Origin of the sequence: Bradyrhizobium sp., from assembly GCF_035935975.1 — a bacterium.
Classification (GTDB): Bacteria; Pseudomonadota; Alphaproteobacteria; order Rhizobiales; family Xanthobacteraceae; genus Bradyrhizobium.
Genome location: NZ_DASYWN010000022.1, coordinates 42443 through 65562 on the forward strand (window position 1 = coordinate 42443; position 23120 = coordinate 65562).

At 64.3% G+C, this 23120-nt stretch carries 23 protein-coding genes; 9 read left to right on the plus strand and 14 right to left on the minus strand.

All coding sequences use genetic code 11. From position 1 onward, the window contains the following. Positions 1-62 precede the first annotated feature (62 nt). Positions 63-266 carry a hypothetical protein gene (locus tag VGR99_RS10125; protein WP_326898199.1) on the plus strand — a complete coding sequence of 68 codons (204 nt, stop codon included), beginning with the start codon at positions 63-65 and terminating at the stop codon, positions 264-266. 93 nt (positions 267-359) lie between these two features. Continuing rightward, entirely contained in the window at positions 360-1466 is a 1107-nt protein-coding gene (locus VGR99_RS10130; RefSeq protein WP_326898200.1) for a hypothetical protein, read from the plus strand. Between the two features lie 215 nt (positions 1467-1681). On the opposite strand, the gene VGR99_RS10135 is transcribed toward VGR99_RS10130, so the two are convergent. From VGR99_RS10135 to VGR99_RS10160, 6 genes are read right to left on the minus strand one after another with little or no spacing between them, the layout of a single operon-like run. Beyond that, positions 1682-2167, minus strand: a complete 486-nt coding sequence (locus tag VGR99_RS10135; RefSeq protein ID WP_326898201.1) for a nucleoside deaminase — start codon at positions 2165-2167, stop codon at positions 1682-1684. Positions 2168-2212: 45 nt separating this feature from the next. Then, positions 2213-3745, minus strand: coding sequence for an ABC transporter ATP-binding protein (locus tag VGR99_RS10140; RefSeq protein WP_326898202.1), 1533 nt, complete (start codon positions 3743-3745; stop codon positions 2213-2215). Then, positions 3742-4425 carry a cysteine hydrolase family protein gene (locus VGR99_RS10145; RefSeq protein WP_025037675.1) on the minus strand — a complete coding sequence of 228 codons (684 nt, stop codon included), beginning with the start codon at positions 4423-4425 and terminating at the stop codon, positions 3742-3744. The genes VGR99_RS10140 and VGR99_RS10145 overlap by 4 nt, the downstream gene beginning before the upstream one ends. Before the next feature lie 23 nt (positions 4426-4448). Beyond that, positions 4449-5375, minus strand: a complete 927-nt coding sequence (locus VGR99_RS10150) for an ABC transporter permease (protein WP_326898203.1) — start codon at positions 5373-5375, stop codon at positions 4449-4451. A gap of 16 nt (positions 5376-5391) precedes the next feature. After that, a complete protein-coding gene (locus VGR99_RS10155; protein ID WP_326898204.1) occupies positions 5392-6504 on the minus strand; it encodes an ABC transporter permease in 1113 nt (370 codons plus the stop codon). Then, complete coding sequence (locus tag VGR99_RS10160; protein ID WP_326898205.1) at positions 6501-7613, minus strand: BMP family ABC transporter substrate-binding protein; 1113 nt, start codon at positions 7611-7613, stop codon at positions 6501-6503. The genes VGR99_RS10155 and VGR99_RS10160 overlap by 4 nt, the downstream gene beginning before the upstream one ends. 407 nt (positions 7614-8020) lie before the next feature. Here VGR99_RS10160 and VGR99_RS10165 point away from each other — a divergent pair, with 407 nt between their 5' ends. After that, positions 8021-9283, plus strand: a complete 1263-nt coding sequence (locus VGR99_RS10165) for an allantoate amidohydrolase (protein WP_326898206.1) — start codon at positions 8021-8023, stop codon at positions 9281-9283. 100 nt (positions 9284-9383) lie between these two features. Then, positions 9384-10757 carry a hypothetical protein gene (locus VGR99_RS10170; RefSeq protein ID WP_326898207.1) on the plus strand — a complete coding sequence of 458 codons (1374 nt, stop codon included), beginning with the start codon at positions 9384-9386 and terminating at the stop codon, positions 10755-10757. A gap of 9 nt (positions 10758-10766) precedes the next feature. On the opposite strand, the gene VGR99_RS10175 is transcribed toward VGR99_RS10170, so the two are convergent. Further along, complete coding sequence (locus VGR99_RS10175) at positions 10767-12086, minus strand: dicarboxylate/amino acid:cation symporter (RefSeq protein ID WP_326898208.1); 1320 nt, start codon at positions 12084-12086, stop codon at positions 10767-10769. Between the two features lie 87 nt (positions 12087-12173). Next, a complete protein-coding gene (locus VGR99_RS10180; protein ID WP_326898209.1) occupies positions 12174-13187 on the minus strand; it encodes a formamidase in 1014 nt (337 codons plus the stop codon). Positions 13188-13418: 231 nt separating this feature from the next. Here VGR99_RS10180 and VGR99_RS10185 point away from each other — a divergent pair, with 231 nt between their 5' ends. The 3 genes from VGR99_RS10185 to VGR99_RS10195 are packed head-to-tail and all read left to right on the plus strand — an operon-like array spanning position 13419 to position 17356. Further along, positions 13419-14081 (plus strand): TetR/AcrR family transcriptional regulator, encoded by a 663-nt coding sequence (locus VGR99_RS10185; RefSeq protein WP_326898210.1) that lies wholly within the window; start codon positions 13419-13421, stop codon positions 14079-14081. Between the two features lie 13 nt (positions 14082-14094). Further along, positions 14095-15960: an adenine deaminase gene (locus VGR99_RS10190; RefSeq protein WP_326898211.1), complete on the plus strand. Its 1866-nt coding sequence runs from the start codon at positions 14095-14097 to the stop codon at positions 15958-15960. Between the two features lie 13 nt (positions 15961-15973). Then, on the plus strand, positions 15974-17356 hold the full coding sequence (locus VGR99_RS10195; protein ID WP_326898212.1) for an NCS2 family permease: 1383 nt from the start codon (positions 15974-15976) through the stop codon (positions 17354-17356). 8 nt (positions 17357-17364) lie between these two features. Here the strand turns inward: VGR99_RS10195 and VGR99_RS10200 are convergent, their stop codons facing one another. Continuing rightward, positions 17365-17586, minus strand: coding sequence for a hypothetical protein (locus tag VGR99_RS10200; RefSeq protein WP_326898213.1), 222 nt, complete (start codon positions 17584-17586; stop codon positions 17365-17367). Between the two features lie 353 nt (positions 17587-17939). Between VGR99_RS10200 and VGR99_RS10205 the strand changes: the two genes are divergently transcribed. Further along, a complete protein-coding gene (locus tag VGR99_RS10205) occupies positions 17940-18122 on the plus strand; it encodes a hypothetical protein (RefSeq protein WP_326898214.1) in 183 nt (60 codons plus the stop codon). A gap of 19 nt (positions 18123-18141) precedes the next feature. On the opposite strand, the gene VGR99_RS10210 is transcribed toward VGR99_RS10205, so the two are convergent. The 3 genes from VGR99_RS10210 to VGR99_RS10220 all read right to left on the minus strand — a co-directional run bounded on the left by VGR99_RS10210 (position 18142) and on the right by VGR99_RS10220 (position 20844). Continuing rightward, on the minus strand, positions 18142-19524 hold the full coding sequence (locus VGR99_RS10210) for a vWA domain-containing protein (RefSeq protein ID WP_326898215.1): 1383 nt from the start codon (positions 19522-19524) through the stop codon (positions 18142-18144). Positions 19525-19529: 5 nt separating this feature from the next. Then, positions 19530-20477: a MoxR family ATPase gene (locus tag VGR99_RS10215; RefSeq protein WP_326898216.1), complete on the minus strand. Its 948-nt coding sequence runs from the start codon at positions 20475-20477 to the stop codon at positions 19530-19532. 166 nt (positions 20478-20643) lie between these two features. After that, positions 20644-20844 (minus strand): hypothetical protein, encoded by a 201-nt coding sequence (locus VGR99_RS10220; protein ID WP_057749711.1) that lies wholly within the window; start codon positions 20842-20844, stop codon positions 20644-20646. Positions 20845-21069: 225 nt separating this feature from the next. Here VGR99_RS10220 and VGR99_RS10225 point away from each other — a divergent pair, with 225 nt between their 5' ends. Further along, the gene (locus VGR99_RS10225) at positions 21070-22044 is read left to right on the plus strand and encodes a quinone oxidoreductase family protein (protein ID WP_071911763.1); all 975 of its coding nucleotides are present in this window, start codon (positions 21070-21072) and stop codon (positions 22042-22044) included. A gap of 39 nt (positions 22045-22083) precedes the next feature. Here VGR99_RS10225 and VGR99_RS10230 read toward each other — a convergent pair whose 3' ends face one another. After that, positions 22084-22359, minus strand: a complete 276-nt coding sequence (locus VGR99_RS10230; RefSeq protein ID WP_326898217.1) for a hypothetical protein — start codon at positions 22357-22359, stop codon at positions 22084-22086. Between the two features lie 99 nt (positions 22360-22458). After that, positions 22459-23067: a S24 family peptidase gene (locus VGR99_RS10235; protein WP_011088876.1), complete on the minus strand. Its 609-nt coding sequence runs from the start codon at positions 23065-23067 to the stop codon at positions 22459-22461. Positions 23068-23120 lie beyond the last annotated feature (53 nt).

Consider the following 23120-nt stretch of genomic DNA (forward strand, 5'->3'; position numbering starts at 1 on the left):
CCAAATCGGAACCCGCTGTGCAGCCTTGAGGTGAAGTTGAGCAAAATCGCGCCAGCACGCGTATGCAATTCAAAATCGCGACGACGATCGCAATCGGCAATCACGTCGGTCATGCGCGGCCGACGCAAAAGACAAACGAAATCAAAACGGAGTGTCCGGCAAAACCTGATATCGCAGAGTCGCGCGCACGCGATCGCGAAGCGCAAGAACCAGCAAAATCCTGCAATGAAGCGCTCTCTGCTGCCAAAACATGCGCCATGCCTTGAAAAAAGTTGAGGCTTCTCACCCCGGGAGATCGGCGCAAGTGTCGCACCCAAGGGACGTTCATTTTTACGTGTCCAAACTTGGGGGTATTCAGGATGTCGTTTCGTTTCAGGGCAATTGCAGCCGCCGCGCTGTCACTTGCTACGCTCGCCACCTCGGGCCTGGCTCAGGCGGCGGATCTGCCGGTCAAGGCTGCCAAGAAGGCGGCCGATGTCCCGTTCTTCCTGGTGATCGACAACCGCGTCACCTTCTCCTGGATGCCCAAGGGCACCGATCCCGGCATGTGGAGCGTCAATCCCAACGGCACCATCAACGGCACCACCCCCAAGCAGGTCTACTCGTTCACCCACTTCGATCTGTGGGCTTACGGCACCAACTTCTTCACCATCTCGATGTTCAAGTCGGGCAAGAACGATCCCGCTTCGCCCTGCACCGCGCCGGGCGTAACGATCACCGGCGGCGCCGCCGACTGCGCCGGCGCGACCGAGATCTACGGCCTGTTCCGCTCGACGTTCGGCTGGAACGAGATCTTCAATACCAAGGCCTTCACCATGGGGCCGCTGCACAACATCTCGTTCGAAGTCGGTATGGACGCCAACACCGAGAACAACTTCCTCGCGCCCGCCAAGCGCGACGTCGTCGCCGGTCTGCAGTTCGCCTTCGACCTTCCCTACAAGGGCTACATCAACGTCGCGCCGTTGATGTATTACGAGTTCCTGAACCACAACGCCTTCACGCAGTGCGGCCTGTTCGGCGCTGGCGTTGCGGGCGTGACCTGTAACTCGGACGGCAATGTCAGCTACCGGCCGACCTGGGCCGTTGAAATCAACTACTACATGGACCTCGGCTTCCTGCCGCCGAACATGCAGTTCTGGTCGATCAGCGGCCGCGCCGGCTGGTACGGTCCGAAGGGCGACTCCAACGGCCTTCCTGCGCTCTCGGGCATCGGCCGCTTCTCCACCGCGTCCAAGACCGAGCTGAACAGCGAGCCGATCCGCCTGACCTTCGACGCGTCGAAGGCCGTGTGGGGTGACAAGTACTCGCACTTCGTCGACCTCTGGGTCGCCTATCGCTACTGGCAGAACAAGTTCGGCCTCGACCACAACGCCATGCCCGGCGTCTGCACCATCGCCGCGACGGGGCAGAGCACGAAGAGCTGCACCGAGTCGACGGTTTACGGTGGCGTCACTGTGAAGTTCTGATGGACTGACGATCTCCAAGCTTCGGATGGCGCCGCGCGGGAATGCGCGGCGTCATTCGTGTTTGCGAAGGGCAGGTACGTAGGGTGGATTAGCCGAAGGCGTAATCCACCTCTTTCTATTTCCGCGGATGCAGAAGAGGTGGGTTACGCCGGCCGTCTGCGCTTTGCGCAGCCGCCAGCTAACCCACCCTACGATTTCGGAGTTTGTGGCAGCGCCTACTTCGTCCACACGCCGTCATGCAGCGCTTCGGCTTCGTCCTCCAGCAGCGGCCCGACGACCGCCGTCGGCCGCTGGCCGCTGGCAAAGACCTCACGGCAGGGCAAATCGAGCGTCGGGTTCTCCGGATGGTTCCCGGTGACGCCGCGCAGGCGGTGCTCGCTGAGGCCGTAGACGACGCGGCCGATGCCGGCCCAGTAGATCGCGCCGGCGCACATCGCGCAGGGCTCGGCCGAGGAATAGAGCGTGGCCTTCGCCAGCACATCACGGCCGAGCGTGCGGCAGGCCTGCGTGGCCGCCAGGCGCTCGGCATGCGCGGTGCCGTCGTGATCCGGCATATAGCCGTTCTCGGTTTCGATCAGCACCATGCCATCCGCACCGACCACGACGCAGCCGAAGGGATGGTTGCCATGGGTGAGGGAACGGCGCGCGACCGCGAAGGACAGACGCAAAAAGTGCTCGTCGCGTTCTGATGCGCCGTCCATCGATGCTCCCAAGGCATGATCCGGAGATCATGCTCAAACGATCGGTCAGTGTCCCGCCATATGCCGGCCGACCTCGGTGAGATCGGCCTCGCTGGTCCGAGCTTCATACACGAATTCGCCGTGGAACATCACCACCAGCCGGTCGGACAGTTCGAGCAATTCGTCGAGGTCCTCGCTGACCAGCAGCACGGCGGCGCCGCGATTGCGCGCCGCCATGATCTCGGCGTGGATCTGCGCCACGGCTGCGAAGTCGAGGCCGAAGCAGGGATTGGCCGCGATCAGCACCTCGACGTCGCCGCCAAGCTCGCGGGCGAGCACGGCACGCTGGACGTTACCGCCCGAGAGTGCCGAGATCGGCGTCTCGGGCGTGCGGGTCTTGATCTTGTATTGGCCGATCTTCTTCTTCGCGTCGTCGCGGAAGGCGCTGCGATTGAGCCACCAGCCGCCGCTCGCGAAGGGCGCCCGATCGAACTCGCGGAATGCGATGTTGTCGGCGACGCTCATGCCGCCGACGCAGGCGTTCTTCAGCGGCTCCTCCGGCAGCAGCGACATCTTGTGCCGGCGCATCTCCTCGCGGCTGGCGCGGTAGGGATCGCCCGCGACGCGGATCTGGCCGCTCTCGGCCTCGCGCTGGCCCGCGAGCACCTCGACGAGCTGGCGCTGGCCGTTGCCGGAGACGCCGGCAATGCCGACGATCTCGCCGGCACGGACAGTCAGCGAGACGTCATGCACGGCCATGGCGCCGGCATCGTCGAGCGCGCGGAGTTCTTCCAGCTCGAGACGCGCCTTGCCGGCTTCGCCGGTGCGGGGCGGCTGCACCGTCAGCTCCTCGGCGCCGATCATGGTGCGCGCCATCGCATCCGGCGTGAGCTCGGCGACCTTGCCGGCACCTGCGAGCTTGCCGCGGCGCAGGATGGTGACCTCGTCAGCGAAGGCCATGACCTCGCGGAACTTGTGCGTGATCATCAAGATGGTCAGCTCGCCTTTGACGACCATGTCGCGGAGCATGGCGAGCACCTCGTCGGCTTCCGCAGGAGTCAGCACGGAGGTTGGCTCGTCCAGGATCAGGAAGCGGCGTTTCAGATAGAGCTGCTTGAGGATCTCGCATTTCTGCCGCTCGCCGGCCGAGATATCGGAGACTTTTGCCGAGAGCGGCACCTTGAAGGGCATCCGGGCCAGGAAGGCCTCGAGCTCTTTCATCTCCTTCGGCCAGTTCACCATTGCAGGGACGTCGTCGCGGGCCAGCACGAGATTTTCGGCAACGGTCATGGCCGGCACCAGGGTAAAGTGCTGGTAGACCATGCCGAGGCCGAGCGCGTGGGCGTCCTTCGGGTTGGCGATCGCCTGCTCGCGCCCGCCGACGATGATGTCGCCTTCGGTCGCGTGGTAATAGCCCATGATGCATTTGACGAGGGTCGACTTGCCGGCGCCGTTCTCGCCGAGCAGCGCATGAAACGAGCCCGGCCGCACCTTCAGCTCGACATTGTCCAGCGCCAGGAAGTCGCCGAAGCGCATTGTCATGGCGATGGCGTCGACGCCGAAGGCGCCTGAGGGCGGAGGCGTCTCGCCGATGATCACGAAATCGCTCCGATGAAGGCGTCGGAGGTCGAGACCGCGCCGAACACGCCGCCCTGCATCTTGATCATCTTCAATGCGTGGTCGTGGTTGCTCTTGTCGGTCGCACCGCAGCAATCGTGCAGCAGCACGCATTCGAAGCCGCGATCATTGGCCTCGCGCATGGTGGTGTGGACGCAGACATCGGTGGTGATGCCTGTCAGCACGATGTTCTCGATGCCGCGCACGCGCAGGATCAGTTCCAGATCGGTGGCACAGAACGAGCCCTTGCCGGGCTTGTCGATGATCGGCTCGCCCGGCAGCGGTGCAAGCTCCTCGATGATGTCCCAGCCGGGTTCGCCGCGCACCAGGATGCGGCCGCACGGGCCGGGATCGCCGATGCCGGCGCCGATCTGCCGCGAGCGCCAGCGCTTGTTGGCGGGCAGGTCCGAGAGATCCGGGCGGTGGCCTTCGCGGGTATGGATGATGTGGAAGCCCTGCTTGCGCATCGCCGCGAGCAGCCTCTTGATCGGCTCGATCGGTGCCCGCGTCAGCGAGAGGTCATAGCCCATCTTGTCGACATAGCCGCCGACGCCGCAGAAATCGGTCTGCATGTCGATGATGATCAGCGCGGTGTTCTCCGGGCGCAGATCGCCGTTGTACGGCCAGGCGTAGGGCTCGGACTTGATGTAGCGCTCGGGCATGGACGACCTCGTTGGTGCGCGTGTTACCTTGTGATCGAGAGTTCGGCGGGAGCGCCGGTCAGCGTCCGCTTCGGCGAGCAGGTGATGATCATGATCGCCAGCGTCAGGATGTAGGGCGCGGCGTTGAAGAGGTGATAGCCGGAGGTGACGCCGACCGATTGCAGCGCGGGTCCCAGCGCCGCGGCGCCGCCAAAGGCGAGCGAGGCCCACAGGCAGAGCAGGGGATCCCAGCGCGCGAAGATCACGAGCGCCACGGCGGTGATGCCCTGGCCGGAGGAGAGGCCCTCGTTCCAGCTTCCGGGATAGAACAGCGACAGGAACGAGCCGCCGATGCCGGCGAGGAAGCCGCCGACCATGGTCGCGCGCAGGCGGATCAGCAGCACGGAATGGCCCATCGCGCGCGCGGCATCCGAGCTTTCGCCCGCGGTGCGGATGAGCAGGCCCCAGCGCGTGGTGCGGAACGCCCAGTAGAGGATCGGTGCGAGCGCGACGCCGATCAGGAACAGGACATTGACCCGCAGCGCGGCACGTAGCTGCGGGATGTCGCTCCACCAGCCGAAATCGATCGCAGGCAGCCGGGGTGCGGTCGGCTCGATCAGCGGCTTGCCGAGATAGAAGGCAAGGCCCGTCCCGAACAGCATCAAGGCGATGCCGACCGCGACGTCGTTGACGCGCGGCAGCGAACAGATGCCGGCGTGCAGCGCGCCGAGAACGGCACCGGTGATGCCGGCGGCGAGCACGCCGAGCCACGGCGATCCCGTGAGATAGGAGATGCCGTAGGCGCTCATCGCGCCCATCACCAGCGTGCCTTCGAGGCCAAGGTTGATTCGGCCGGAGCGCTCGGTGATGCATTCGCCGAGGCTCACGAACAGGAAGGGTGTCGAGACGCGAATGGCGCCGCCGAGTACGGCGAGCGGGACGGTCCAGAGTCCGATCGATCCGTCTGCCATCAGGACTTGTCTTTCATCAGGACTTGCCTTTCAGGAATCCGATGCGGCCGTAGAGTGCATCGCTGGCGAGCACGAAGACGAAGATGATGCCCTGGAGCACGAGCACGGAGGCATCCGGTAGTCCAAGGCGGCGCTGCAGCAGGCCGCCGCTGGCGCTGATGCCGCCGAGCAGGATCGCGACAGGGATGATCGCGAGGGGATTTTGTCGCGCGAGGAAGGCGACGAGAATGCCGGTGAAGCCATAGCCGGCCGCCAGGTTGGCGTTGGTGCGTCCCTGCACGGCGGCGACCTCGACCATGCCGGCAAGACCCGCGGCGCCACCGGCGAGGAAGCAGACGGTCAGGATCAGCTTGCTGACGCCGAGGCCGACGATCTTGGCCGCGCGAATGTTGCCGCCGGCGACGCGCGCGGCGAAGCCGAACACCGTGTGATAGATCAGGATGTAGGCGGCGATTGCGGCGATCAGACCGAAGACGAGACCCCAATGCACGTCGGTGCCGGGGATGCTGCCGATCATGTTGGCGGCGCCGATCTCGCGCGTGGACGGCTTGTTGAGGCTGGCGGGATCCCGCATCATGCCTTCGACGAGATGATTGAGGATCGCGAGCGCGATGTAGACGAGCAGCAGGCTCGAGATCGTCTCGTTGACGCCGCGATATTGGCGCAGCGCGCCCGACAGCATGATCCACAAGCCGCCGCCGATCACGCCGCCAACGACCATGGCGATCTGCACGACCAGCGGCGGCAGGCCCTGGAGCGCCAGTGCGGCGCTCGTTGCCGACAGCGCGCCGATCAGCAGTGCGCCTTCGCCGCCGATGATGACCATGCCGAGCTGCGCCGGCAGGGCGGTGCAGAGCGCGGTGAGGATCAGCGGGGCCGCGCGCGTCAACGTGTTCTGCCAGGAGAACCAGGTGCCGAACGCGCCGTAGTACATGTAGAAATAGAGATCGAGCGGGTTCTTGCCGAACATCGCGACGAAGATGCCGAAGACCGCGAGCGCGCCGGCGAGCGCGGCGCCCGGGATCAGGACATATTCGATCGTTCCGCCGTGACGCTGGAGGAATCCCGGATCGGCGGCCGGGGCAACTGTCCCGACCGCTTCGGTGGAGTCCGCCGCTTCCGTCGTCACGAAGTCGCTCCGATCACGCCTTCGACGAGGTAGTCCATCTTCTCGAGCTCAGGGTCCTTCTGGCCGCGATCGGTGCCGGCCGCGATGACCGTCTTGCCCTTGTTGTCGACCAGCCCGCCCTTGAAGATCGCGAACCCGTCCGCGGACAGGAATTTGGCCTTGGCTTCGTCGGCCGCCTTGCGCGCCTCGGGCGAGACGGCTTCGCCATAGGCCGAGACCTTGACGATCTCTTCCTTCAGGCCGCCGCGGTAGAAATTCGGGATGCTTTCGCCGGCGGCGATCATCTTGACGAACTTCGGATAGAGCGCTTCCCAGTTCCATTCGGCGCCGGTGAGATAGGCCTTCGGCGCCAGCGCCGACTGGTTGGTGTGATAACCGCAGACGAAGGCGCCACGCCGCGCGGCGTTCTCGACCATGGTCTTGGGGCCGTCGACGTGACAGGTCAGCACGTCCACGCCCTGGTCGATCAGGCTGTTGGCGGCTTCGGCTTCCTTGACCGGCATCGACCAGTCGCCGGTGAAGATCACTTGCGTGGTGGCCTTCGGATTGACGGACTTGGCGCCGAGCGTGAAGGCGTTGATGTTGCGCAGCACCTGGGGAATCGGCTTGGCCGCGACGAAGCCGAGCTTGCCGCTCTTCGACGTCAGGCCGGCGACGATGCCGGAGATGTACTGGGCCTCGTCGATGTAGCCGAAATAGCTGCCCGCGTTCTTGGGATCCTTGTCGCTCCACAGGCCGCCGCAGTGCTCGAAGCGCAGCTTCGGGTACTTGGTAGCCATCTTGATCATGTGCGGATTGTAGTAGCCGAACGAGGTCGGGAAGAGCAGGGTGGCGCCGTCGAGATTGATCATGGACTCGATCGTCTTCTCGACCGCGTCGGTCTCCGGCACCTTCTCTTCCTCGACGACCTTCAGGCCGGGGATCTTCTTCAGCGCGGCCGCGCCTTGCGCGTGCGCCTGGTTGTAACCGTAGTCGTCGCGCGAGCCGACATAGATGAAGCCGATGGTGGTCTCGGCCGCGAAGGCCGGCCGGGCGCCTGCCGCTGCGCCGAGGGTGAGGGCCGCGCCGCCCTGCAACAAATGACGTCGTGAAATCCTGCCAAAATCCATTGCTCGCTCCCTTGGCGGATGCCCCGCCTTAAATCTCGCGGCCGCGCCGGTCTGGCGAAGCCGGGATAAGATGTCGCAAGCTTCATGCCAGCGGCTAGAAAATGGGCGACTTGAAATAAGTATTTGATATTGTTGTTATATATTTCAATAGCGAGTCTTGATGAGGAAAGTGGCAGATTAATTTATAAGCATCATTTTGTAATTGTATGCAATGTAGTTAAGCAGTCTTAACCCGCTTTCGCATGTGCATGACCGGCGCCGGATGGTCTGCCGATAAGACGCATTCATGCTAACCACGCGCTGATTGGGACGGCGCCGATTGCGCGATTTCGCTGGCACCGAACTTGTATCGATCGTCGCCAGGACCGCCGCCGCCGTGGTCCCCAGAAGATGGAAAGCTTGCCGAGATGGGTGCTGGTACCGCCGTTCACGATGCATCGCTCGGCAAGGAGATCGTTCGCCGCATCAACGAGCTCGCTGCGATCTCGGAAGAAGCCGGAAAGCTCACCCGCATCTATCTCAGCAAGGAGCTGCGCGCGGCCTCGGACCTTATCCTCGGCTGGATGCGCGAGGCCGGGATGAGCGCGCATCTGGATGCGATCGGCAACGTCTGCGGCCGTTACGAAGGTGAGCGGCCGGGGGCGCCCTGCCTGATGCTCGGCTCGCATTACGACACCGTGCGCGATGCCGGAAAATGGGACGGGCCGCTGGGCGTGATCACGGCGATCGCCTGCGTTGCCGATCTCAACCGCCGCGGCAGGCGCCTGCCGTTTGCGATCGAGGTGGTCGGCTTTGCCGACGAAGAGGGCGTGCGTTTCGCCTCGACGCTGCTCGGCAGCCGCGCGGTCGCCGGCACATTCGACGAGAGCGTCCTGAACACCAGGGATCGCGACGGCGTCTCGATGCGCGATGCGCTGGTTCAGTTCGGGCTCGATCCTGATCATATCGGCAAGGCGGCGCGGACGCGGCGCGAGCTGCTGGCCTATCTCGAATTGCACATCGAGCAGGGGCCGGTGCTGGAAGCCCAGAACCTGCCGGTGGGCGTCGTCACCGCGATTGCGGGCGCGACGCGCCTTGCCGCGCGGCTGACCGGCATGGCCGGCCACGCCGGCACCGTGCCGATGGCGCTGCGCCGTGACGCGCTCACCGGTGCCGCCGAATGCATCGGCGCGATCGAGCAGTTTTGCCGCACCGACGAGAGCGGGCTGGTCGGCACGGTCGGTTACATCCAGGCGCGGCCCGGCGCGACCAACGTCATTCCAGGCGAGGTGTCCTTCACCATCGACATGCGCGCGCCGACCGACATGCATCGCAAGCGCGCGGTAGCCGACGTTGTCAGGCAGATCGAGGCGATCGCCAAACGCCGGCAACTGGCGCTTCAGCTCGATGTCACCCACGAGAACCGCACGGCGCCTTGCGCGCCCTGGCTGAAGGACCAGATCGCGCAGGCGATCGGAGCGGAAGGTTTTGGTGTGTTCGAGCTGCCGAGCGGGGCCGGGCACGACGGCATGGCCATGATCGACATCGCCGATGTCGGCATGATCTTCGTCCGCTGCCGCGGCGGGATCAGTCATCATCCAGATGAGCATGTCGAGCTGGCGGACGCCGATGCAGGCGCGCGCGTGCTGCTGCGGGTGATCGAGAATTTCAGGCCGCGGGAGGACCGCTGATCCCCTGGAGCCCGCAAGTCACCGGGTAGAGACACGAATCAGAGATGTTTAAGATGGTGGCCGCCACCGGGATCATTGAGACATCAGCCGAATTACGCATATGAACAGCGACATCTCTTTTTCATCGCATCGTGAGAACCGGTTCTACCAGGGCACGGCTGCGACCTTTGTCGCCAACGCCCTTCAGGCGGTCAATTTTCTCGGCGATCGTTTCCTGAGAAAGTCGCATCACTCGCTGTCGGCGATCGAGGACCTTTACCGGCATTCGATGGACAGCGCCTTTTCGGTGACCGAAGCGTTCCTCGTCACGGGCGCTCCGCACGCCTCGGCCTATTATCCGCGCGACTTCGCCTGGTTCTATCCCGACGTTCTCGATCCTGAAACCATCATGGATGCGCAGGATGCGGTGCGCCGGGTGCGCCTGCTCGAAAAGAGCGTGCGCCTGCTGCTGGCGGCGGTTCGTGCCGACGTCGTCACGACGACGATCGTTCCCGCGGGGCGCGGCCGGTACCTCGGCGTGAACTATTTCTCGCGGCCCTCGGACACGCTGCTCGGCATCATCGCCGGCCTCCAGCAGATGCTCTCGGCCGAGGAGCGGGCGTCCTCCCATCTGGCGATGTCGCAATGCGCGCATGCCGGCCGCCTGTTGCTGGCCGAATATGGCGTCGACCTCAAGCGCGCGATCCTGAAGCTCGCAAGCGAGCTCGAACCGTTCGAGGTCGACGACGCCCGATATTTGCTGTGCGACGCCAGCGGGCCGCGCTCTGCGGCAACCGACACACGTGCGGAGCGCAGGCGCTTCGTCACCAATGCCTGCGTCTACACGACGTTCGTGTGGGGCGTGCAGCTCGGGATCGTCGACGAGAACGAGCTGAAGCGGCTGATCGGGCGCGACCTCGCCCAGTACAAGACGGACCTGCTCCGCCTGTTCGGCAAGAACGGCTACATCAGGCATTCCCTGGATGGTCCGGCGGGCTCGCCGGTGTCCCTGGTCGCGCTGGATTTCGTCAGCGTGCATCGCGGCTTCTGGGATATGAACGATGCCAGCGAGCGCGCGCTGTTCGCGGCCACGACGGACCTGATCATCGCAGAACCGCGCTTCCGCATTCCCAGCACGTTCCACTTCTTCGTCTCGACGGATAATCCGCGCAACAAGATGATCCACAAGATCGCGGCGCCCGCCTATCAGGGGCGTTCGTCCTGGCCGACGTTCAACGTCGAGTTTGCGGATCGCATGCTGGACTTTGACGAGACCTCAGGGAGCGATACCTACCGCGCCTGCGCGCAAGGGATATTGAAGGACATCCGCACGGCGACCGAGGTCCACGGCGGATATCAGGAGCTGATCTCGGAGCAGGGGCTGAAATATCGCACCTGGGCCTATAAGGGCGCCGTGGCGCACTCCTGGTTTCCGCGCTTCCTGTCGGTCTGGAGGAGGGCATATGGAACGCCGCTCCTCCAGTGGAATGATTGATCCGCGGACCTATCCCGCCGTCACGTCCACCATTTCGCCACCCTCGAGCACCTTGGCCGCCTTGGCACGGTCGAGATCGCCTTCCCAGGCGGCCACCACGACCGTCGCCACGCAATTGCCGACGAGGTTGCCGAGCGCGCGGGCCATGCCGATGAACCAGTCGACCGACAGCACCAGCACGAGGCCGATCGCGGGAATGCTCGGCACCGCGTTCAGCGTCGCTGCCAGGATCACGATGGCCGAGCCGGGCACGCCATGCGCGCCCTTCGAGGTGATCAGGGAGACGCCGAGCACCAGCAGCAGATCGCCGAACGATAGCGGCGTGTTGGTGGCCTGCGCGATGAAGACGACGGCGAGCGTCAGATAGATCGAGAAGGCATCGAGGTTGAAGGAATAGCCGGTCGGGATCACGAGGCCGACGACGGAATCCTTCACGCCCATCCGCTCCAGCTTCTTCATGATCTGGGGCAGCACCGCGTCGGACGAGGCGGTCGCGAGCACGATGGTGAGCTCCTCGCGCAGGTAAGCGAGGAACTTGAGGATGTTGATTCCGACGAGCGCCATCACGCCGCCGAGCACGCCCAGCACGAAGATGCCGACCGAGACGTAGAACAGCATCACCAGCGAGACGAGCTGCTTCAGCGAGCCGACGCCGTACTTGCCGACGGTGTAGGCGACCGCGCCGAGCACGCCGAGCGGCGCGACGCGAACGATGAGCCCCATGACGCGGAACAGCACGGTGGAGGCCGCGTCGATCATGTTGGTGACGAGCGCGCCCTTCTCGCCGCCGACCAGCGCGAGGCCGACGCCGAACAGGACCGCGAAGAACAGCACCTGGAGCACGTCATTACGCGACAGCGCGTCGAACGAGGTGGTCGGGATCACGTTCATGAGGAAGGCGCCGATGCCGCCGCCCGACAGCTTGTGGGCGTTGTCGGCGTAGGTGTTGAGCGCCTTGGCATCCAGTGTCGAGGGATCGATGTTCATGCCGTGGCCGGGGCCGAACAGGTAGGCGAGCAGCAGGCCGACCACGAGGGCTACCGTCGTCATCACCTCGAAATAGACCAGCGCCTTGACGCCGACGCGGCCGACCTTCTTGAGGTCACCGGCGCCCGCAATGCCATGCACAACGACGCAGAACACGATCGGGGCGACGATCATCGAGATCAACTTGAGGAAGGCGTCGCTGAGGATCTTGAGCCCGATGGCGAAGTCCGGGACGGCCATTCCCAGGATGACGCCAAGCACGAGCGCAGCGAGGACCTGGACGAACAGGGACGTATAGAGCGGCTTGGACTCGGCGGTGGGCGCCGCGGCGATGGTCGACATGGTGGATTCCCCCGATTTGACGCGACTTGGACGTCAAAAGGAGCAACAACCGTGCCAGATTGTCGCGGTTACCCCTTGGGGGACGGTCTATTCCGCTGCTTTCGCCGTCTTGCCGAATATGCGCGTCGGCACCGGGAAACCGCAGGAGGTGCCATCGGTCACCTTGACCTGATCTTCCCAAGGCAGGCGATAGGTGCCGGCGACTATGTCCTGCATGAAAGTGTATGGACAGTCCATCGCGCCGCCCTTCACCGCGACATAGCCGCGGTGCCAGAGCTGGTAGATGTTGTTCTCGACGCCCCAATTGATCCGGGCCTCGCGCACGAGGTCGGGGCGCACCTCGGCGGTGATGATCTCGTCGGCGCGGCCGGTGGTGCCGTGCGCCAGCACGGTGCCGTCGAAATTGACGATCATGCCTTCGCCCATGGAATCGAACGAGCCGTCCGAACCGCACATGCAGACGTTCGCTGTGACCATCAGGTTCTGGAACGAATTGGCCTGGTTGGTGAAACGCCAGGCCTCGCGGATCGGCGCGGTGTAGCCGGCGGTGCGGATCATGATCTCCGCGCCCTTGTAGGCGCATTCCCGCGCCATCTCCGGGAACATGCCGTCGTGGCAGATGATCAGCGCGATCTTCGCGCCCTTCGGCCCCTCGATCACGGGAATGCCGACATCGCCGGGCTCCCACGGCTCGACCGGAATCCAGGGATGGAGCTTGCGGTAATAGAGCTTGATCTCGCCGTGGTCGTCGATGATCAGGCCTGAATTGTAGGGATTGCCGTGCGGGTTGAACTCCATGATGGAGAAGCAGCCCCAGATCTTGTTGTCGAGACAGGCCTTCTTGAAGGCCGCGACCTCGGGCCCGTCGAGCCGGCACATGATCTCGGGATTGGTGTCCATCGAGAGGCCGTGCAGCGAGTATTCGGGGAACACCACCAGATCCATGGTGGAGAGATTGCGGCGGGCCTTGCCGACCATCCAGCCGATGCGCTCGGTTTGCTTGGCGAGATCGGCGCGGGTCACGACGGCAGGCAGTTGCAGCTGCACCAGCCCGATGACGACGCCCTCAGGCGATTTGTTCAACCCGCCAAGCCCGTTCATGATCAGCTCCCTTGCCGTTCCATTGCCGTCCGCGCGGCGCCGTTGCGCGCAGCTCTCGGCAGAGCAAATCCGATTTCGGTGATGCGCAAAAGTCCATTTTTCAGGCGGCAGGCGAAAGTCGTGCGCGTGAGGATCGCCAGCCGTCCGAGCGCCACGACGCCCATTGTCGCGGCGCGGCCTGCCTCAAGTCTCGGCTTGACCCTCCAATCCAGCCGATGTCAGACTTATGACATGAGTACAGCAAAGCGACATATCGCCAGCCTTCGCGACGAATATGCCGAGATGACGCGGCGGCGCATCGTCGCGGCGTTTGTCGAGACCCTGGAGGATGAGGCGGCCGACGACATCTCCATGGCCGCGGTGGCCAAGCGCGCGAAGGTGGCCGAGCGAACCATCTATCGGCACTTCAAGACCCGCGCGGAGCTGTTCGCGGCGGCCGGCGAATGGATCGAGGACAACGTCTTCAGCTACATCCCCTTCACCTCGCCCGACGAACTGCCCGAGATCTTCCGCAAGCTCTGCAAGCGGTTCGACCGTCATCCGCATCTGGCGCGCGCGATTGCGGTGACGCGGGCGGGCCGCCGGGTGCGCGCCGGCTTCCGGCGACATTTGATTGACCAGCATCGCAAGGCGATGGCGCCGCTGGTGCGGCATCTCCCCGCCAAGGACGTCCGTCAGGCCGAGGCGCTCGCGTCCTATCTCAACAACGTGCTGGCCTGGAACGCGATGCGCGAGGATTTCGGCATGTCGAGCAGCGAGATAGCCGATGCGATCGAGTGGGCGCTCACGACCCTCCTGAAGGACGTTCGGCAGCGCGATGCCGCCGCCGCGCGCAGCGGCAAATCCGGCAGATCGCCGCGGAAGCGGACCGGGGCTGCGAAAGTCCCGGCATAGAGCGAGGCAGTCCATGAACGCGATACCCGATGATCTCCTGATCAACGCGCCCGACGAGGTACGCATTCGCCAGGACCTGGTGCTGACGGCGCTGGGTCGCCGCCCGGCCGATCGCGCCTTGCGGGTCGGCAAGTTGCTCGACGTGCACAGCCGAACCTGGAGCGAGGATCAGGAGATCGTCTTCAAGGGCCGGCGCATCGCGTGGGTGGGGCCGGCTGGAAGCTATCCCGGCGAGGTCCGCGAGCGCGTGCATCGGCCGAATCTCGCGGCCGTACCCGGCTTCGGCGAGGTGCACAAGCACATCGAAAGCTCACATCTGACGCCGGAATGGGAAGCGGCGCTGGTGCTGCCGCATGGCAATACCTGGACCTGCGAGGCAAGCCACGAATTCTCCAACGTCGACGGCGCACGCAATCTCGAATTCTGGTTCGAGGCACGCCGACGCGGCTCGCCGCTCAAGATCTTTCCGCAGCCCGGTTCGGCGGTGCCGCCGACCGCGTATGAATGGGGCGGCGGCTGGTATGGCCGCGATGAGCAGGCGCGCTTCATGAGCGAAAGCCTGATGGTCACCGGCCTCGACGAAGTCATGGACTGGCCGGCGGTGTGGAATCCCGACAACCCCTCCTACAAGCGGCTCTGGGGCATGATCGAGGCGACATTCGCGGCGCGCGGCGTCGTCGAAGGCCACGCCTCCGGCTTGCGTGATCTGCCCTCCATCAACGCTTTTGCCGCGGCCGGGCTCGCATCCGACCATGAAGTGCAGACTCCGGAGGAAACCTGGGACAAGCTCACCCGCGGCTTGTTCGTCGAGCTGCGCGTCTATGCCATGGACGAGATCGTCAAATGGCTACTCGCGAAGGGTTTGCAGGACTGGTCGCAGATCGCGTTCACCACGGATGATCGCAGCGCCAGCCATACGCTCGAGCTCGGCGCCAGCGATCACAATGCGCGGGTCGCGATCGAGGCCGGCCTTGCGCCGGAAATCGCAATCCAGTGTCTCACCATCAATCCGGCGCGGCACATGCGCCTCACGCCGTTCGTCGGCAGTCTGGCGCCGGGGCGCTTCGGCGACGTCGTGCTGCTGTCGGATGTTGCCAGGGTGACGATCGCCGAGGTGTGGGCCGATGGCGCGCAGGTCTCTGACGGCAAGCGTTATCTCGGCGAAGTGCCGGCAATCGCATGGCCGGAATGGGCGACCAGGACGATCAACATCAAGCGTACGATCAAGCCTGAGGATTTCGAGCTGCGGGCCGAGCCCGGCCGGGCCACGATGAAGGCGGCTGTGATCCGCCCCTTCCATTGGCATCCCGAGTTCTACACCCTCGACCTGCCAGTGCGTGATGGCGCCGTGCAGCGCGACGAGAGCGAGGCCATCACCAAGTTTGCCATCGTCGACCGCTTTTCCGGCGATGGGCGCGTCGCGAAGATGTTCTGGCGCGGATGTGGACCGCGCACGCCGGAGACGGCGGTCGCCTGCTCGGTGGCGCACGACAAGCACAATATCTGGGTGGTCGGTTCGTCCGACGCGGCGATGGCAAAGGCGGTGAACGCGCTGATCGAGCTTCAAGGCGGGTGGGCGCTGGTGCGCGAGGGCGAGCTCGTCGCCACCGTGCGCTTCGAGGTTGGCGGGCTGATGAGCTGTCGCTCGGCGCAGGCGCTCGATGCCGAGATGCAGGCGCTCTACGCGGAAGGCGGCAAGGTCGACTGGATGTACGAGCCGACATTCCGGCCGCGCTGGTATCCGGGATTCCCGGAACGACTGATGTTCGCAACGCTGACCTGCGCGCCCTGGAGCTGGGTGCTGGTGGCGCCGTGCGAGCAGGCGCCGCTCGGCTTCATCAACGTGCAGACCGGCGAAGCACACCCGGTGGTCTGGTAGGGGAGGACTGGGGATGAACGAGATAACGAAGCCGCAGGCTGCGGCCGCAGAACCGGCAGCTACGGGGCTGCTCGATCGGGCCTTTCGCCTCACCGAGCGTGGCACGAGTGTCGGCCGAGAGATGATGGCCGGAGCGACGACGTTCGCGGCGATGGCCTACATCATCGCCGTGAACCCGGCGATCATGTCCAACGCCGGAATGGATCGTGCCGATCTCGTCAGCGCCACGGCACTCGCAGCAATCGTCGGCTCGGTGATGATGGGGCTTTGGGCCAATCTGCCGCTCGCGGTTGCGCCCGCGATGGGGTCGAACGTCATCTTCACCTATGTCATCGTCAAGCAGATGGGCATGCCCTGGCAGGGCGCGCTTGCCATGGTTGCTTTCACCGGCGTGCTGTTCCTCATCCTCAGCCTGTCGAAGTTGCGCGAGAAAGTCGCAAAGGACGTGCCGGAAGCGCTGAAGATCGGCATCCAGGCGGCGGTCGGAACCCTCATCGTCTTCATCGCGCTGCGAGGCGCCGGATTCGTCGTCCAGAACCCGTCGACCTACATCGCCATGGGATCCCTGCGCAGCCCGGCGGTGCTGCTGACGCTGTTCGGCCTGCTGCTCACGCCGGTGCTGGTGGTGTGCCGGGTGCCGGCGGCGCTGATCCTGTCAATTGCGTTGCTGACCCTGATCGGCTTCTTCGTTCCCGGCGCCAACGGCAAGATGGTGACGTCGATGCCATCAGCCATCCTGTCGTGGCCGCGCTGGCCGACCAGCACCTTCATGGCGCTCGACATCGGTTATCTCTTCAGCCATTTCGTCGTGGCGCTGCCGCTGCTGTTCTATTTCCTGTGCGCCGAATTCTTTTCGACACTGGGCACGCTGATCGGCGTGACGGGCGCGGCCAATCTACGCAAACCCGACGGTTCGATCCCGAACGCCACCGCCGCATTCGCGACGGATGCGACGGCGTCCATCGTCGGTCCGCTGCTCGGCACGTCGGTCGTGACGGCCTATATCGAATCGATCACCGGCGTGCAGGCCGGAGGGCGTACCGGCCTGACCTCGCTGACGGTGGCAGCGTTCTTCTGCCTCGCTCTGTTCTTCTGGCCGGTCTTCGTCATCATCCCGCCGCAGGCCACTGCGCCCGCACTGGTGCTCGTCGGCGTGCTGATGATGCAGGGCCTGGCTCGGATCGACATGACCGATCTCGGCAACGCGGTTCCGATCGTGCTGACGCTGCTGGTCACCGTGCTGACCAACAACCTCATCAACGGAATGGCCCTGGGCACACTGAGCTACATCGCTCTGGAAGTGGCCGTTGGCCGGCGGTCGCAGATTCCGGCGATGGTGTGGGGCCTCGGGGTGGTGTTCATCGCTTACGCGATCGTGATCGCGCAGATATTTTGACGCATCTGTTACGCGACGAGGTCCAGCAGCCGGCACGATCCGCGTACCAGTGCTTTGCGCCCGATCGGCGTCATCGCGGGTACGCCGTCATGCACCTCGACAAGGCCGAGCTCGACCAGGCTTTTGACAAGGTAAGCTTTCGAGTGGCGACCGTTCGACACCGGGTTGCGAAGCGCCTTCAGCGCTTCCCACTGGTCCGGTGAAAGATCGAAGTCGAAATCGTTGCTCATGCTGCCTCAAGCGATAGTACCGTTCGCGCGCCCCTGTTAGCGGCGCTGCATGAAAACCATGCGACGACAATGAGTCCGGAATTCGGTGAGCTGTTTAGAACGTCTCTTCACAAATTGCCGCAGATCATTGCGCCACAAGCGTTAAGATCGTTTGCGCACAAATATCGTCCCGAGCGGCGATCACTTATTGATGATCCGGACTTGATGTTGCGCTGCGATTTTGCGCGGTGCACGGGAAGCGTTGCTGTCCCATTCTGTATCGCTATACGCACAGGATTGGTGAGACTCGCTGCTCGGGACTCTGCTAGCTTGATTCGCGGGGGATTGGCTTCACACGACAGGAGTGTGATTGCATGAAGCGACTGATCGAGATTCGCAGCCAGGAATTCTTGTGCCGCGAGCGCGCCGCGCGCGATTCTGAACGCCGGATATTCTGGCTCGCGCAGGCCCAGGAATGGGAACAGCGCGCACTCGATGAAATCGCGTATCATTTTCGTGAGTGCAATCTCGCGCAGGCCGAGCTGAACGCCGCCTGACGCCGAGGGCGATCATTCTCTACTGATAAGTCGCCACGATATCGGAGACTGCGCGCTCGAGCTGCTGCGCGGTGGCGCATTGCCGCACCACGGTGCAGAAGGTCCCATAGCGCGGCATCTCGGAATCGCCAAAGCCCCAGGCGAGCCGTCCTTCGGGATTGAGCCAGACCAGCCGCTTCGACCGCTCGGAGATGCGGCGCAGGATGTCGGCGCGCGGGTCGAGGTTGTTGCTGCGGGCATCGCCGAGCACGATCACCGTCGTCTGCGGCGTCAGCGTGCTCATGAAGTCCTTCTCGAAGTCGACCAGCGAGGAGCCGTAGTCGGACGAGCCGAAGCCGACCTTGGACATGATCTCGGCCATCGCTTCCTCCGGCGACTTCTTCTTCAGGATCTCACTGACCTCAATCAGGTGCGAGGAGAAGGCGAAGGAGTGGACGTCGTCGACGACCTCATGCAGCGAGTGAATCAGGAGCAGGAAGAAGTCGGAGACCTGCGCGACCGAGCCGGAGACGTCGCACAGCGCCACGATCTTTGGCCGGTCGCGGTGTTTGCGCTTCCAGGCGGTGAGGAAGGGGACGCCGCCCCAGGCGGCGTTGCGGCGGAGCGTACGGCGGACATCGAGATGGCCGCGGCGCTGGCGCTTGCGCGGCTTCGAATAGCGCTCGCGCAGGCGGCGCGCGATCTGGCGAATGAGGGCGCGCATCTCGGCGACCTGGCGCCGCTCGATGCGGGCCAGCGGCGCGTTGCGCAGGATCTCGTTGCGGAGGTTCTCGGCCTCCTCGCGGGCATAGAGTGCAAGGCCTTGCGAGACGGTATCGCGCACGGCCTCGCGCAAGGCATCCAGCGCGCCGCGGAGACGCTCGGCCAGCGACGGATTGGTCGCGGTGAGTTGGTCGAGATCGTCGCGCAGGCGCTGTAGGCCCATCGCGTCGAGGATTCGGCTGGAGAAGATGCCGCGCTGGGTGGAATAGCGGATGTCGGAGAGCGAAGCCGCGCCGGATGCGCTGGCGATGGCGGCCTGGATCGCGTTGCGATCCTGCGACAGCAGCATCTGCGCCAGCGGACCCAGGCCTTCCGGCGGTTGGCCTTCGCCCGCTTCACCGGCCGAGCCGGACTGGGACGATTGATCCGCAGCGTCCTGCGACGCGTCGTCGTTGCTGTCGGCCTCGGGCTGATCCTGCCGCGGCTCGGGCTGGCTGAAGAACAGATCGAAACAGTCGCCGAGCGCGAGCTTCTCGTCCTGGGACTTGGCAAGCGTCAGCAGCAGCGCGTCGCGCAGGATGGTCCGGTCGGAAAAGCCGACCTGCGACACGGCCCGCATGGCATCGATGCTTTCGGCAGGCGAGACGTGCACGCCGACACCGCGCGCCGCCCGAAAGAAACGATGAAGATTCTCGCGCATCGGCGTCAACCGAAGACGTTGGACCGTGCCGCCTTGGCAATGAAGGTCGTGATCTGGGGGTGAGCGGCCTCGATATCGGCTTCGTACTTCAGGAGCACGTTGAGCGTGTCCTTGACGATGTCGGTGTCGAGCTCGTTTGCCTGGAGCAGCACCAGCACGCGTGCCCAGTCGATGGTCTCGCTGACCGAAGGCAGCTTCTTCAGATCCAGCGAGCGGATTTCGTGGATGAAGCCGACCATCTGCCGGCGCAGCGTCTGCGAGATGCCAGGCACCCGGCTCTCGACGATGCGCTCCTCGAGCCGCTGCTCGGGGAAGCCGATATGCAGATGCAGGCAGCGCCGCTTCAGGGCGTCGCCGAGGTCGCGCTCGCTATTGGATGTGAGGATCACCGTCGGCGGCGTGATCGCCGAGACGGTGCCGAGCTCGGGGATCGTGACCTGGAAATCGGACAGGATTTCCAGCAGCAGCGATTCAAACTCCGCGTCCGACTTGTCGATCTCGTCGATCAGCAGCACGCAGCCGCCCGGCTGCTCCAGCGCCTGGAGCAGGGGACGCGGCTCGACGAACTCCTTGGAGAAGAACACGTCGCCGAAATCATGCAACTGGTCGAGCGCGGCGTGCAGCGTCTGCGCACCGCCGAGGACTTCGCCGAGCTTGTCCTTGAGGATCTGCGTGTAGAGAAGCTGCTTGGCGTATTTCCACTCGTAGAGCGCCTTGGCCTCGTCGAGGCCTTCGTAGCATTGCAGGCGGATCATCTTCATGCCGCGCCAGGCGGCAATCGCCTTGGCAAGCTCGGTCTTGCCGACGCCCGCGGGGCCCTCGACCAGGATCGGCTTCTCGATCTGTTGCGACAAATAGACGGCGGTCGCGATCTGCCGGCTCGCGATGTAGCCCTGCGCGGCGAGGCCGCTCTCCACTGCCTCGATCGACGTCGAGGCCTTCTGATCAGCCACGAAATGGCGCTCCCAAAGGTCTTGCTTGAGGCTTGTTCTGCCTGCGTTCCCGGCAAAGAACAAGCCTCGTTTGGGAGGCATCAGACCCGCGCGACCGGCGTTTTTTCCGCTGAACGCAAATACTTGCGTCGGTATTCGGGCGGCTCGCCGGTCACGCGATCCGCGATCAGTGCCGCAGCAACTCCGGCTTGCGGATCGTTTGCCGGACCTCGGCGCCGCAATCGGCGCATTCATAGACAAAGTCGATCTTGGCGAGGCTCCAATGCGGCTCGACCTCGCGGACGTACATCGGCAGGAACCCCATGCATGTCGGGCAAATCACAGGCGCGATTTCGATGTCCTGATGATGCTGTACATAAGCGGGCATCTCGGCTCTCCTTCGCAGGCGACCACCAAACCCCGCGCAAAAGGTACTGCCGGTTGCGCGAGGGCCGTCATCAACTCTTTCGAACAGAGGCGGAACGGCGGGCGTTTGTCCTTCGCTGTGACATTCTTGTTACGGCTTCTATACTGTAACGGGCGGACCAAATGCCTATTTCACCGACCGGTCAGGTTTTCTGACATTCACTGCAACGATAAGGGAGCAACGCCCATGACGCATGCCATTCGCTTTCACAAGACCGGCGGTCCGGAAGTTCTGGTCTGGGAGGAGGTCAGTGTCGGCAAGCCCGGGCCGGGCGAGGCGCGCATCCGCCACACCGCCGTCGGTCTCAATTTCGTCGACATCTACAACCGCTCCGGTGTGTATCCCGTGCAATTGCCGAGCGGTCTCGGCAGCGAGGGCGCCGGTGTTGTCGAGGAAGTCGGGGCCGGTGTCACCGATCTGAAGCCCGGCGATCGCGTTGCCTACGGCGCCTCGCCGCTCGGCGCCTATTCCGAGGCGCGCCTGATCCCTGCCGACCGGCTGTTGAAGCTGCCTGACGGCGTCGACGACAAGACCGCGGCGGCGATGATGCTGAAGGGCCTCACGACGCAATATCTGATCCGTCAGACCTATCGCGTGAAGGCCGGCGACACCATCCTGCTCCATGCCGCGGCCGGTGGCGTCGGCCTGATCCTGAGCCAGTGGGCCAAACATCTCGGCGCCACCGTGATCGGCACCGTCAGCAGCGACGAGAAGGCAAAACTCGCCAAGGCGCATGGTTGCGATCACGTCATCATCTACACCCGCGAGGATTTCGTGAAGCGCGTGGACGAGATCACCGGCGGAAAGAAAGTGCCGGTGGTCTATGACTCCGTCGGCAAGGACACGTTCCTGAAGTCGCTGGACTGTCTCGCGCCGCTCGGCGTCGCCGCGCTGTTTGGCGCATCCTCCGGCGCGGTCGAGCCGCTCAATCTTGGCCTGCTCGCGCAGAAGGGCTCGCTCTATGTCACCCGTCCGACGCTGTTCACCTACGCCGCCAAGCGCGAGGCCCTCGTCGCGATGGCGAACGAGCTGTTCGACGTGGTCAAATCCGGTGCGGTGAAGATCGAGGTGCACCAGACCTATCCGCTGAAGGACGCCGCGAAGGCGCATGCCGACCTCGCCGCGCGCAAGACGACGGGATCGACCGTTCTGACGGTGTGATTGCCAGCTCGTTCGTGGCGCAGGCTGACCAAGCCTGCGTCACGTTCGCTCGTGCTTGCGCAGATCGCGGGCGTGATCGAGGCGGATCGCCTGGAGGTCGATGTCCTCAGGCGGAATCTGGGGAAGGGCGGCCTCGGTCAGGATCGCCTCGGTGACGTCCTCGACCGCATTCTCCGCGATCTCGTGGATGAACGAGATGTTCTGGTATTCACCCGAGGCGACGCGGGAGATGACTTCGCGCCTTGTGATCTCGGGGTCGACGACCGCCTCGCGGCCGCGACGTCCATAGTCGATCATCACGACGAAATACTGCATGAAACGATCCTGCCGCGCCCCAAGCGCTGGGTGCGCGGCAGAGTATTTCCGAAAAACGGAATTAAGTCAAGTCAGATTTCTAAAAATCGGAAATCGACATCACTTGCCCTTCTTGCGCGGGCGGGCCGATTTGGCCCGCAGCCGCTCGAGCTGGCCCTTGGGCATCGAGAGGCAGATCTCGCCGACCCAGTCGAGCTTGACGCCGACGATCGGCTTGGCGTTGAAGCTGTTGAGGTTGACGACGGAGGGCGACTTGCCCCGCTCGATGGTCTTCAGATAGCGCTCACCGGTCTTGAGCCGGACCACGGCTTCTTCGCCGTAGAAGCTCGACAGCGGATGGCGCTGGTCCTTGTAGACCACGATCACATCGCCGCTTTCGTATTTGGGGAGCATCGAATCGCCGACGATCTCGAAGGCGATGGTCTCTTCCATGATCGGGAAGGGCAGCGCGATGTCGCCGAGACCTTCCGGGGGTACCTGTTCATAATCCGGTTCGATCACGGCGCCGGCACCGACGCGGCCCATGATCGGCGCGAGATTCAGCTCGAGATATTCCATGATCGGGATGATTTCCGACGCCTTCACCAGGCGTTCGCCGCCGAGGATCTCGGATACAGCGCCCGGGCGGACGCCCATGGCCGCGGCGAGGCCCCCCTTGCTCTTGCCCGTCTTCTCCAGCCCCCGCTCGATCATCGCAACGTCCAACATGGTGATTCCCTCGATTGCCCATCGACTGTCCCCTTGTAGTCCGGAATTCGGAA